General features: G+C 32.6%; 14 protein-coding genes. All 14 read right to left on the bottom strand.

The window, feature by feature from the left end; translation table 11 throughout:
- Window positions 1-71 precede the first annotated feature (71 nt).
- The 14 genes from ACZZ95_RS10345 to ACZZ95_RS10280 all read right to left on the bottom strand — a co-directional run bounded on the left by ACZZ95_RS10345 (window position 72) and on the right by ACZZ95_RS10280 (window position 13,078).
- The gene (locus tag ACZZ95_RS10345; protein WP_463468958.1) at window positions 72-452 is read right to left on the bottom strand and encodes a hypothetical protein; all 381 of its coding nucleotides are present in this window, start codon (window positions 450-452) and stop codon (window positions 72-74) included.
- Between the two features lie 401 nt (window positions 453-853).
- The gene (locus ACZZ95_RS10340; RefSeq protein WP_463468957.1) at window positions 854-1,213 is read right to left on the bottom strand and encodes a hypothetical protein; all 360 of its coding nucleotides are present in this window, start codon (window positions 1,211-1,213) and stop codon (window positions 854-856) included.
- 508 nt (window positions 1,214-1,721) lie between these two features.
- The gene (locus ACZZ95_RS10335) at window positions 1,722-1,925 is read right to left on the bottom strand and encodes a hypothetical protein (protein ID WP_463468956.1); all 204 of its coding nucleotides are present in this window, start codon (window positions 1,923-1,925) and stop codon (window positions 1,722-1,724) included.
- 40 nt (window positions 1,926-1,965) lie between these two features.
- Window positions 1,966-2,460, bottom strand: a complete 495-nt coding sequence (locus ACZZ95_RS10330; protein ID WP_463468955.1) for a hypothetical protein — start codon at window positions 2,458-2,460, stop codon at window positions 1,966-1,968.
- A 512-nt stretch (window positions 2,461-2,972) separates the two neighbouring features.
- On the bottom strand, window positions 2,973-3,329 hold the full coding sequence (locus ACZZ95_RS10325; RefSeq protein ID WP_463468954.1) for a hypothetical protein: 357 nt from the start codon (window positions 3,327-3,329) through the stop codon (window positions 2,973-2,975).
- Window positions 3,330-3,418: 89 nt separating this feature from the next.
- Window positions 3,419-3,550 (bottom strand): hypothetical protein, encoded by a 132-nt coding sequence (locus tag ACZZ95_RS10320; RefSeq protein ID WP_463468953.1) that lies wholly within the window; start codon window positions 3,548-3,550, stop codon window positions 3,419-3,421.
- Between the two features lie 92 nt (window positions 3,551-3,642).
- On the bottom strand, window positions 3,643-4,332 hold the full coding sequence (locus tag ACZZ95_RS10315; protein ID WP_463468952.1) for an RHS repeat domain-containing protein: 690 nt from the start codon (window positions 4,330-4,332) through the stop codon (window positions 3,643-3,645).
- A 208-nt stretch (window positions 4,333-4,540) separates the two neighbouring features.
- On the bottom strand, window positions 4,541-5,143 hold the full coding sequence (locus ACZZ95_RS10310) for a hypothetical protein (RefSeq protein ID WP_463468951.1): 603 nt from the start codon (window positions 5,141-5,143) through the stop codon (window positions 4,541-4,543).
- Window positions 5,144-5,149: 6 nt separating this feature from the next.
- The gene (locus ACZZ95_RS10305) at window positions 5,150-7,525 is read right to left on the bottom strand and encodes an RHS repeat domain-containing protein (protein WP_463468950.1); all 2,376 of its coding nucleotides are present in this window, start codon (window positions 7,523-7,525) and stop codon (window positions 5,150-5,152) included.
- On the bottom strand, window positions 7,513-9,927 hold the full coding sequence (locus ACZZ95_RS10300; RefSeq protein ID WP_463468949.1) for a toxin TcdB middle/N-terminal domain-containing protein: 2,415 nt from the start codon (window positions 9,925-9,927) through the stop codon (window positions 7,513-7,515). The genes ACZZ95_RS10305 and ACZZ95_RS10300 overlap by 13 nt, the downstream gene beginning before the upstream one ends.
- Window positions 9,828-11,093 carry a hypothetical protein gene (locus ACZZ95_RS10295; protein ID WP_463468948.1) on the bottom strand — a complete coding sequence of 422 codons (1,266 nt, stop codon included), beginning with the start codon at window positions 11,091-11,093 and terminating at the stop codon, window positions 9,828-9,830. Before ACZZ95_RS10295 ends, ACZZ95_RS10300 begins: the two co-directional genes overlap by 100 nt.
- The gene (locus tag ACZZ95_RS10290) at window positions 11,086-11,472 is read right to left on the bottom strand and encodes a hypothetical protein (RefSeq protein WP_463468947.1); all 387 of its coding nucleotides are present in this window, start codon (window positions 11,470-11,472) and stop codon (window positions 11,086-11,088) included. Before ACZZ95_RS10290 ends, ACZZ95_RS10295 begins: the two co-directional genes overlap by 8 nt.
- A gap of 52 nt (window positions 11,473-11,524) precedes the next feature.
- On the bottom strand, window positions 11,525-12,067 hold the full coding sequence (locus ACZZ95_RS10285; RefSeq protein WP_463468946.1) for a hypothetical protein: 543 nt from the start codon (window positions 12,065-12,067) through the stop codon (window positions 11,525-11,527).
- A gap of 54 nt (window positions 12,068-12,121) precedes the next feature.
- The gene (locus tag ACZZ95_RS10280; RefSeq protein WP_463468945.1) at window positions 12,122-13,078 is read right to left on the bottom strand and encodes a hypothetical protein; all 957 of its coding nucleotides are present in this window, start codon (window positions 13,076-13,078) and stop codon (window positions 12,122-12,124) included.
- Window positions 13,079-13,082 lie beyond the last annotated feature (4 nt).

The raw sequence follows: 13,082 nt of genomic DNA, 5'->3' as shown, positions 1-13,082 counted from the left end.
CATACAAAACCAACTTTTTATTAAGCTATTGCCCCAATCTGTTGTAGCGACTATTTTTGGTATTGATAAAACTACTTTTCTATAACGTTCCAGTTTAATAACTTTACATTTCTGCTATATTTTAAATCTTTCATAAGAATACTATCTTTATAAACTTTTAAAATTAAATATTTGTTATCGCTTATATTTAAAATGCTATCATTCGTTGTAAATTTCCAATTCATCGTAGGGCCATATTGACCTTCGTTTTTATCAAAGAAAAAATTTGTACATTTTCCATTATCATCAAACTTTAAATATGTAATGAATGAACCATTATTCTTTTCATATTTTTTTTCGTAATTATAATATACCCACTTTTTTGTTGGGTTTGTTAATCCAAGCTCATCTTTGTTTTTACACGAATTGAGAAGCAGAAAAAGCATGCCTAATAATAAAATTTTATTTCTCATAAATTTAATTTAATGTGGTCTTCAGCTCTGTCAAATTTTTCTGAAATTACACAAATGCACTGCGCAAATGTTTCCAATTGTGCAGTTTTTGTAATAACCGTTCATCAAACCGTTCACTTCTAAAAAGTTCTGATTTCATAATAAATTATTTTAGAAAGATATTTCGAAAAACTGGCTTTAAATTCAAAACATCAACAATTGTATGATCTGCTTTTTAATGCTTATAGAATTTAAATGTATTAGGAAAAAAAGCAAAGCCAGAGACAATTGCGCAGTTTTTCATAAGAACTCTTTGCAGAGCAGAGAACAATTATTTTGACCATTCTTCAGGTGTTCCTTCATTATCAATACAATCAGGGTGTGTAGTTTTATAGACTAATCCTCTTTTATCTGTCCAAATTTTAATGACATGTGGATTTAATCCATTCCCTGACTTTTTTCACTATATATCTACAATTAGGTTTTAATTTTATTTTAGATTTATATAAAATACCTCCTTTAGTACAACGATATTCTTTAGGTATATTATTGAATGAAAAATCAGAAGGAACTAACTCATTATCACCTTCCCATACGAATAAGAACCCTCCTTCATAAGGAAAACCATCTGCTTTAATCGAATCGTTATCCACCTTCAATAAATTAATTGGTAAATTATTACAACTAACTACTTTTTGAATTTTTATATCAAAATAAATATTGTGTTTTTGACATGAAGTCAGTATAAAAAATATGATAATTACATATTTTATATTATTCATCTTTACTTTTTTGTTTTTGATAATTATTCCACCATTGATCTAATCTTTCAATAATATCTTTTTGTGTATTGTTTTTATTATTGAATAACTTAGATAAAACTCATCATTATTGATGAGTTTTTTTAGTATAAATTCATTGTTTTTGTTCTTTAAGTTCATGGGCAAGATGTTCGCGCCAGAAATGTCTACTATTTTCCAATCTCCAAAATGCATCTTTCTAAGTATTCCAAATAACTTTTCGTTGAATAACTTAACAAATCCATATAAAAAAATGCATATCTTTTAAGTTTTTCACCGTATTCATTTGAATGCACTAATTTAATTGTCTCATTGTCAACTCTAACAAAATTTCTAATCACTTTAGGATCTTCATTTTCTGGATAACGCTCTCCATAATGATATAGTTCAATTATTGAGAACGATCTCAATGGATAACAAGGAGGATAAAAAAAAGGATTTCCCAAAATTCCTAAACTAAATATATCATCATTATATTTATAGATATATTCTATTTCCTTCTTTTAGGATCAAAATTTCTATTAATTAAAATAATATTAAAATACGGTAATTGAACTCCATTTTTTTTAATTTGATTTTTCAAATCTGTGGCGTCATATTCAAAACCAAATTCAAACATATTTCCTAAGGATTTTAAAAATCTGTATTTTTTATTTGATTTAGATTTTTGATATCTAAAATCCGGAAAATTCATTTCTACCAATTTAAAAATATAGAGCATCCAAGAATCTACATTATAAATTGTTCCTTTCTTTTTTAATTTTATCCAATTCATTTACTTTAAATTCAACATTTTCAAAGCATAAAAAATTAGAAATTTCATTATAACTTTTATCTTTCACTGGATCTTTCCAAAAATCATCTTCACAATTGTATAAAAAATTCTCACTGTCAATACGATGCTGAATTTCTTCTTTAGAATGTAATTCCAGCCCTATATTTTTAATAATATTAAACTCAATTTCATTTTCTCTAAAAACTTCCCAATCATCATTTCTCAACCTTAACTTTGGCACATCAGCAACTTCTAAAGTTCTGTTGACATTGTATACAGCTTTATCGTAATCTATTTGAAATGGATGATATTGATCTGAGATATTCTCTAAAATAATTTTGTTGTAATTGTCTTTAACTTCATTAATTACATTAATACTAATTTCTTTTAAAAAATTAGTATTTTCAATTAAAGCAATCTGAAGACTTGACCTGAAATTTTCATTGAAATTCATATGCAATTTATGACAAAAATAATCTTTATTAGGCTAAGATTCCAAGGTTTGCCCTCTGATAGGATCATTGAATATCGTGGAATTGTTTGTTGTAAAAATGGAGGAATCAAAATATTCATTTGTACTAATTTTCAGTAGCTTCACTAAATTTTCAAATTCTATAGACACTTTCTCTGCTTCATTTTCTTTATAAGCATACGTCTAGCATACGAATCTTTAAAATAAGCCAATTATTTTATACTTTCATAAAGAACCCAATCAATAACCTAAATACATGAGTCTGGTCTTGCCAAATCAAAGACACTTGCCAGCCTTTTATCTGACGAATTCAAAGATTGTAGAAAATATATTTTTTTAATCAATTAATATGAAACATCACAACCTCATGTAGTAATAGTATCCAAAAAACATGAAATATTTATTGATTTTTTAATTTTTTTATTAAACATAACATTAAATAAGAAAACAAAGCCTTTTGCGTTTATAAGCAATAGGCACGTTAGTCTTTTAAATTAAAGATAATTAGACAATAAGTTCTCTAAATCTTTTCTCGAAAATGACTTACTAAAAACTATTTTATCGATTGAATCACTTTGTAGAAATCTCAACATTTCCTCATTTAAAATATTCAATGTAATTTCATCATAAATTGACATTGAGCGTATTAACATATTATAGGATATACCTTCCTTATAGCTATATTTTAAAGCTAAATATTTTGAAAATTCATCAAAAAAATCATAATAAATTTGATTTTCTTTTCCTGCAATATAACCGTTTGCAAAAAAATAAAAATCTTCAATTTTTTGAATAAAAAACATTTTAGGTTTGTTGCACACATGCAATATTATATTAATAAAATCTGTCATACTATTTTACTTCTTTAGCGTTTTGTAATAATTCCTTTCCTGATATAGCTTTACCAGGCATATTTGCCCCTTCAAGCATTTTCTCATATTCACTTTTTAAAACTCCATTTTTTGTTCATATTATCAAATATATAAGCTTTTCCATCAACAACTTTTTCTACAACCCTATGCATACCATTTTCAGTAATAGGAATCTCTTTACCATTCTTTACTAAGCTCATAAAATTTGCCCTTATTTCATATATTTTACCTCCAAAATTCTTTTTAAATGCTTTAGCAAATTCTTTACATTTACCATATACTGCAAATTTTTCTACAGATTTTGTGATTTTAATAACTTCCCTCGCTTTATTAATCTTTGCAACAGCCTTAACTCCATTCTTCGTATTTCGTAATTCAGATAAAAGAAAGATAGACAATCCCTATCAAAACTGCTTAATTGGTTTCCTTGCATGTCAGTACCATAAATACCTTCTCCAAACCCTTTAATATCTCCTATTAACGGAATAAAGTCAACTGCATATCCTCCATTTTGAAGTCCATCTCTCCAACCTTTAATTACATTATCAGCCTGTCCATCAGGAATCCCCCTGAGCGCACCCGCCATACTTTGTTTTCCATTTGGATCAATGTACTTTATAGGATTCTGATAACAATAAATGTATGGGTTTAAATTGCCACTATAATAAATGCCACCATTATGTTGTCCATCAAAATAGAATTCTTCCTCGAATATTGGATTATATAAAGCCAATGGATCAACATTTAACCAAAGCGAAGTCTTCATATCCAAATACCTAGCCCCATAATAACTCAAATTCGTTTCCCTATCCAGTTCCTTCCCATTAAATAAATAAGGAGAACTAAACGATGAACTATGCTCCTCAAACAAAACCTCCCCAAAAGCGATATACTCCACATGTCTTGCGAAATAGATCCGTTTCGAGCTGTAATATACGAAGTACTTCCCAAATGATAAGAGCATTGTTCCAAAAAAAGGCAAAATGTAATTTATACTTTTTTGCTTTTTGAACTAAAAAAAACTCGCCATTACTGACGAGTTTTGACTTTTTATTCTTTGTCGATGTACTTTGTGGGCACGGAAAGAATTTCCCGCCATCGTTGCGCATATCCGAGCGATCGGGTTTTCTTTTTGTTTTATAATCTTTCTTAGGTTACGAGCTGGATAGTCTCAACTATAAGGAAACTATTTATCTGTAGCCTTCTGTCCATAAAGGAACATCATAAAAATAATCATCAAAACCACCTTTTTCAGGTTTGTAAATAAATTTTTCTTTAATTTTTTTTACCAATAAAATAATTTCTTTATAAGTCAACTTGTCTACATTAATATTTTTACTTTCTTTATTCATTGCTTTTTTTAATTTTATGCTTCCTTTAATGTATTCATATTTGTAAACGTGGTAATCTTTTTCACCAGTCATTGAAATAGAATAGATTGGCATTAATTTATTATCTAATATATATAAAGAATTTGGAACTCCATCTCTAATCTTAAAATCTGGTAAAATACAAACTAATGCAAAATTTAATTTCAAATTTTTATCGATAAAGATTCTCGTCTTGTATTGATCATAAATAACTTTGTAATTTTTATCATCAAACAGTACTTTACATTTATCTAACCGATCTTTACCGAATGTTTCAAAAGAAGAATCACAGATATATTTACTTTTTATTAGTTTATTAATATCTGATAAATATTCGATCTTAATTTTTTTATCTATACACTGCTTACTTTGCGAATTGCAAGATGCAAACATCAATAAAAAAATAAACACTAATTTTTCCATATTTTTTTAATTTTTATAAAGAGGTTTTTTATAATGACTAAAATCCATAAACCATTTCATTTTTTGAGTACTAATTCCTCCCGAACTATTTATCTTAACATCATAAAAATTTGGCTTCACTCCATCTTTTGTAGACCAAAGAAATCCAGCCCAATCTTGTTTATGTAACCCTACATCAAAATTTAAACTTGTCCATGCGCCATTAGTTGCGCTTGAAAGCGTGTAATTTAAAAATAAATTTCTTTGAGAACCTTTCACAAAAAAATCTGAAAATGTATCTAAAGCATTTCTTCCTTGTTGAGAATATCTTTTTCCAGGCTGTAACGATTCCCCTACTAATGAACAGGCTGTAAAAACAACATTTGCGTCCTTTGTTAACAATTCTTTTATGTAATGTAGAGATTTAACCTTGCTTGGGTCTGTAACAGGTAATTTTGGATTAACATCAAGCAATGCTTCACCAGTTCCGCCATGTGATCTCCATACTAAATTTTCAATAAATCCTTTTTTATCACCATATTCAGCTTTTAAAAGGTCTTCTGCCTCTTGTGGACTTTTAACTGCAATCCAATCATAATCTCCGGAATCTTGATTCATTTTATCTCTATCTATACCATTTTCTGCTGTAAAAATGACTAAATTTTTACTTCCTGTTAACTTCCCTTTATTTGGATCAATACTTGTATCCTCAGGTGTAAGACCTGAAGGATCAACAAAACGTATAGGGTTATTAAGCGCATAAATAAAACCACTATAATTTGGGTATTTTTCAGTTAATTTATCAAGTCCGTAAAATTGTGAAATTTTTGTATCCATATATCTTTGTCCATGATATTGCATACCTGTCTCCCTGTCCAATTCCTTACCATTAAACAAATAAGGGCTAGAAAACGACGAACTATGCTCCTCAAACAAAACCTCCCCAAAAGCGATATACTCCACATGCTGTGAAATAGATCCGTTTCGAGCTGTAATATACGAAGTACTTCCTAAATGATCAGGATGGAAATAAAAAATATCATTTTCTGGCATTCCGGTTCCAGTAAAACCTTCTCCGCCTTTTACGGTTGTGGGTTCAACAGGAGGACCAAATTGTACCGGCGGTCCAGGAACATCACCTGGCGCATTGAAAATTGGGTTTCTAGGCCAGCCTTCCGGCGGTTCTTGATTTTCTTCAACTGGTTTAATAACTTCACTAGGATATGGATCGCCTGTAAATTCTGGAGTTGCATAAATTCCCTGTTGCGTTGGAGGTCCTGGAGGCAAGCCTAAGCTTTTTACATACGTATCTAATGCTTTTTGCTGTTCTGCTGTCAGCTTACCATAATTAACACCTCCAGCTGTTATTTTTAAAGGCTGTGCAAAAGATCCATTTCCTAATTTACTCACAATACGCCCTGCGCCTTCAAAATAATGCTTGGTAAATTTACCTTTGCTAATCACAAAATACGGAGAGACATAACCTGTGTAATCATCAGTATGCACAATTGTGGTCGCGGTTTCACCATTTATTGCAACGTTTTGTGAGTCGCCTGAACTTTTTACTACGCGTTCGCCTGAGGAATCATAGGTAAATTGATGAATTCTTCCGTTGTCATTAATTCCCATTAAACGATTTTCCTCGTCCCAGGTCATTTTTCTGAAACTCTTTTCTTCCGTATAGCTCGTTGGGTTTCCATTGCCGTCGTAAACATATTCTCTAGGTTCGGTTTTTCCTGATTCGGCAATTTTGTTTGGTGCGTTAGGATGCAATTCGTTATCGTAATTATAATCTAATACATAACCTTTTTGCTCATTGTTTACGTTATGCACCAAATCTTTCGTAGTAATATTGTGCATTTTATTATAGCTCATATTCAGCTCATAACTTGCTTTGGTAAACTCACCCTGATAGGTTGCTTTTGCCGATTTTAATCGGTAGAAATCATCGTATTGGTATTCATGATTTGATGTTCCTCCTAAAGTATTGTTTACAACTGGTGCTGTATTTTTTATATTCAAAACATTTCCAACTAAATCATATCCATACGAATTATTCATTACTTGTCTAGAACCGCTTTTTACCTGCGTATGCTGTAATCTTCGCATTACTGGATCGTAGGTATAATTGGTTTCGGTATCGTTACCGTATTTTAAATATTTACGCTGTTCAAATTCATCATAACTTAATTGTTTGATGTAATTGTAAGTGTGGCTTTCTTTCTTGCCCTGCATGCTTTGCAGGTTTCCAGCACGGTTATACGTATATTCTACCACTTCACCATCAGGATACGTCATTTTCTGGATTCTGTTCCAAGTATCGTATTCGTATTGCGAAATATAGGTTTGTATATCTGTAGGTGTAATACGAAGTGTGCGAATTTCTTTTTCTACCTCACCCAATTTTCCGTAGAAAAATTCCTGTCCATACGCTGGCGTCCTGCACAAACCATAATCGACCTCTGCGTCTTTGCTGTACCATCTGCTTTACCATAATTGTACTGTACATTATTCTGCGGGTTTTTAGGGTATTTTATACTCTCTAAACGGTTATAATTATATACATATTCAATTGCACCGCCATTTGGTGTGGTATTTTTAATATCCTGCGTAATACGGGTTGTTAAGTTTCCTGCCAAATCATACTGCATTGTCGTTGTGCCTGCATCTGGATGCGTAAACTCTACACGTCTGCCCAGCCAATCGTAGTCGCTTTTGGTAATGTGATCCATAGCATCTGTAACTTTGATCATTTCTCCTAAGGCATTGGTTTCAAACTTTGTCGTTAAATCGTTTTGCATACTTGCTAAATTCTGCCCTGTAGCATCTGTATAGGTCTGACTTGTATTATTTAATGCATCTGTCTGTGTTGTACGAAGAACTAGAAGTCCATCGTAGTCTTCTATTGCAAAAGTACTTGTATTAGTGCTTCCGTCAGGCAATGTTACTTTTATTGGTCGGTTTACCTCATCGTATTCCGTTTTTGTCGGAGTTACATTTGATATTGCTGTACTAAAATTATTATCAATCGTTGTTGTAGTTGTTGGATAATAACTTGTTATGGGTCTTGCCAAACCATCATAAATTACTTTTCCAGAAACAATTTGTGCTTCTTGGTCAGCACTTCCCGCCTGCGTAAACAAACTGGCTGTTTTTTTAATCTGCAAAGCTCTCCCTAATCCATCTGTGTAGGTATAAGTTTCAATATCCTTATCTAATTCTGGATCGTAATTTTTTGTTTTAGCATAAGGTACTTTTGCTTCCGGGAAATATTCGTACGCAATTGTATACGGTTTACCTGATGCAATTTCGTAAGGTGCCCTAATAAAAGCTATACGACCTTTTCCGTCTAATGTATAGATGTTACTTTGATCATTACGATCAGTTGTTTTTATTGGAATTCCAAAACGATAATCATATTCCATTTTATTCTGATAACCAAAAGCATCTTTAATTTCGGTCATGTATTGATGATTTTCGGGATCAAATACATATTCTAATGTCATACGCTGTGCTTTGTGATTTGTCGGACCTGTAATTTTCTGCAGGTTTCCGTAAGTATCATAGGCAATATCTGTAACGGCAATCTTGTCGGCGGCGATGTAGTTTTTGATCTGAGTAACTTCGGCTGTTGTTGTATTAATTGTCGTTGCTCTTTTTCGGCGTAAACCGTCGGTTGTAAATACTTCTAACTGCCTTGGGATTCCACCATAATAAGGCGTAGTACTTTCATAGTAACTAATTTTGGCCGTTACTTTATCAGCAACAGAACCGTTTCCTAAATCTTCGTATTGAATAATATTTCCGTTGGCATCATACGTATTAAAAGTATTCGTTTCTAGATAATCGCTTCCGCCTTCATATACTTTTTGATTGGCATGAATCAATCCTACGAAAACTCTTTTAGCATCACAAGATGGTAAATTCAACTCTGATACAGGAACACTCGCCTGTGTTGCAACATCAACAAAACTATATTCGTTTTCAGACTCCTGACGCATTTTTCCGTTTTTGTCTAAAGCGTAACTGTGCATCAATAGATTTTTTCTGAAATAATCCTGATTGTAAAATTCCTGAATGCTGGTTGTAAAAACTGAATTATCTGCCGCATCAATTTGTTCCTGAATTACTTTCGCAAACCCGTAAAATTCTCTTTCTCGACGATCGTAATAACCATTCTCGTATTTAAATTTTGCAATGGAATGATCAATTCCATCACCTACGTGTCCGTCAAAAACATCAACAGACTGTAAAACCCATTTTGAGTATGGATTTTCGTAGCTTGGTTTCAATAATTCGTAATCTACAACGTAACTATTTCCTGCGCCGTTTGTAACACTTTTTAATTTATTAGTTCTTTTGATATTGGAAAGACGTACTATTAGCTTGTTTTCATCTTCAGAAAGTATATAATCTAAGTTTCCATCACCATCAATATCATTAAAAGTTGCTTCGGTTCGATTGGTACTAAAACCACCCGATCCACCTATACTTGGTGTAATTTTTATTCCGATAATAGGAATAGGAATGTCGTAACTAAAACCTGTACTTATTCCATAACTGGTACTGTTATTTTCGTTCATTCTGGAGAATCTAGGATAGGTAATAGCTTCCATAAAACTATCTCCCATATTCAAAGATACCATCATCTTTCCTCCAGTATAAACAACTTTATCTGCAAGACCGTCTGAGTTGACATCCATCATTAAAGTATTGGAAGTATCCGTTCCTTTTCCGTAATTAAATCCTCCTGTAAACGAACTTGACTTGTACGACATACCACTTTCGATGGACTTATAGCCCAATTTTCTGAAGATCCAGTGGCAATTCCTTCAAAATTCCACTTTTCTTCTGGTAAAAATCCGTAACCAAAATTAAGTGCTACTTCACCCGTTTTCTTGATTCTGTCCACCAATCCATCTCCATTAATATCGGCATGCAAATACTGTGATTCATCTTCATTATTATTCAAACTACCAGACAATGAAATGGTTGCCGAAATACCCAAAGATTGCTGTTCAGATACGTTCATGTTTACAATGTTGCAATTACTATCAGAAGCGGGTACTACTTTTTCAACGGTTTTGGTAAAACCATGAGAATAACTTCCATCTGCAGTTATCCCGTCCGATTTACTTTCGCCATGACTGTAATTGTAAATATCTGTTTTCTGACTGCTTATACCTCCTGTTGGAGAAGTAAACTGAACTTGTTTTCCTCTAATATAATCAGGATAACGGTCTCCGTTTAAATCTGCCATCGTTTGTGTAACATAGCTGGTTCCCGTTCCTTTACTACCCCCCGGTCCAAGAGGCCCGACTTTTAGTCCTGCAGAATAACTCGTACTTTCATTTTCACTTAATAATGTAAGCGCCATTGTACCGCCTCCATCTAAACCAGGTAAACTTGCATCATAATAAGACGTAATATCATCTTCTCCCAGACGCGATGCACCCATAAATTTTCCATCAATATAAGAAGTCGTTTCCAGACCAATCATATTGTTTTGATTATAGATACTCTGCATCGAAACAAAATAAACCTTAGACATACTATAACCTTCCTGCTCTGTTTCCGATTGGTTATCAGGATCTAAATTGGGTCGCGCATTATAAGTATCAGATGTTTTTAATTCAGATACAGCAATTAAATCAGATGCAAAAGTGCCGCTATTGTTAATCACAAAACCGCCCCATTCTCTATGTCCTAATCCCAGTTGTAATTCCTCTGCATAAAATGGAGAATAAACCGCATATTTGTTTGTATCTGCTGTCCAAACAGTGCCTAAATCTCCAAGTACATTTAAATAAACCGGCATTTGAAAAAGCGACACGCAGAATTGAGTCAACGCATTACTTTCTAATTCTGGAACACTAATTTCCAAATCAATAGGCAAACCGTTTATAACTTTTGCAAAATCTGTTACAGGTTCTAAATTAGTTAAATCATCCTGCAAAACTCCATTAACCATTTTGTAGCGCTTTCTTTGTCGCCAATTGGTTATTTTGTTTTGCTGTAATGATAACTGTTCCGTTTAATTTTGCCTTAAGCGGACTAAACCCTGAAATTAAATCAAAATCGGTTGCGACTAAATTAATTGATAAGATCCCATCAATAGCAGAAGCCTTTTTCTCAATAATATAATTTCCTTGTCGCTTTTTATAACGCTGCAAAAACACGTCAATTTTTTTATTCTCTGGCGCAACAACTCCTACAGGAGGCATATTTATTGAAGGATTAAATGTTATTGTGCTCCAGTTAACATTGGTTTGACTTTCTAAAACAAAACGAATTTGAGATGTCACATTATTATTTATTGTTCCAATGTTGCTTAGGTCAAAAGAAGTCACTTCATTTGCTTTAAATAATCTTTCATAGAGTATTGTTTCGACTGCTCCTGCATCAAGATTTTTTTCTAAAAATTCGAAGTCTCACATGATCTGATGTAATCGGTTTTATAAAATTTCCTGCAAAAGAAATCATGCCAGCCGGTACTAAAAGTCCAGAATTTGTACTGCTTAAAAAATCTTTCTCAGCATCATAATTTTTTAATGAATACGAGTTGGCATCTACCGCATCATCATCGATTGGAACTAAACTGCCCGTATTGTCATTTATTGTTGTATAAGAAATTTTTGGGCTCCACAAAACCTGATCAAAATTTCCATCTAATAAAGAACTTACCCTAAAAAACAGCTTATCGCCTTTTGTTACAGTAAGTAGATCTTCTTTTGTTTTTTCGTTGTAATCATTTGATGCAATCGCCTGCTTCCAGACTAAACCATTCTGTTTCTGGAAAAACAATACCACTCCATCTGCCTTATCTTTTCCATCATTTGTTAAATATTCGATTCTTTCCTGCGAAAAGTCCTGCTTGCAATTGGTATCTGTGTGAAACTTTAATCTGTCCTGTAACTGGTGCTTCCCACATACGAACGGCATCATGCAAAGGATTGTTTATCTGCATCTGCTCTTTTGTAATTCCGGGGTCAGGAAATTCTAAAGATAGCTCGCCATTTCCTGAAACTGGTGCGGGAGTACCCCGTCGCTCGTCTTAAAAGTTGGAACTCCATCTACAAGTCTATTATAATACACTTGTCCGTTATCGGCAAAATCCACTAGTCCATCACCATTAAAGTCCATAAAATAACTTTTGGTTTTGCTCTTTGTGTATTGTTTGTCAAAACCAACACTTGCACTTACTTGCGAATATCCTAAAATCAAACCAACTCCCCAGTTAAAGGTTTTACTAGACGAGTTTCCGATATTATTTAGTGTGATCTCCTGAATTTCCCCAAAACCGTTAGTCCCTTGATTGGAAAGATTTTTTCTATAATATACATTATTACCTTTTCTAAAAACTTTATCTGGTAATTGATCTCCATCTAAATCTTCCAGAATTACGATAGTTTCAGATGAACCCCAGCTATTTCCTCCATGGGCACCAATCGTATTTTGTTTAAAATTTCCAGTATCAGTTGCTAATCCAACTCCAATACGATAATTAATACCTGCCGATTTACCGTTTGAACTATTACCCAGCGTATGTTTTCCAGAAACATCTACATTTGGGAGAATGTTATTTTTTAATTGATCGTCCTGCACATTCCAATTTTGCTCCGGCCCAAACGGATTGTACTTTCCAGATGCATCACGAACATCATCAAAATAATCAAGCGTATTGGTATAAAATAAATTAGATTCTGAATCGTATTCTGAAACCGACTTAAGTAAGGTTTTCTTATATGCACCTTCCGTATAATTCAATTCGTAACTGCGAACCATGTCGTTTTTATAGCGGACTTCAATTTTACGTAATAATTGATTATTTAGTTGTCTAAAACCTAATCGTGCCGAAACTTGAACATCAGGGCGGTTTGCTTCGCCTAAATCTGAGTTTTTTACAAAAGTTACGCTGTAGTTTCCTTTTTGAGAATTAAAACCAGTGTAATACACTTTT

Source organism: Flavobacterium sp. AC267 (assembly GCF_979258715.1).
This window is presented reverse-complemented; position numbering and strand designations above follow the sequence as displayed.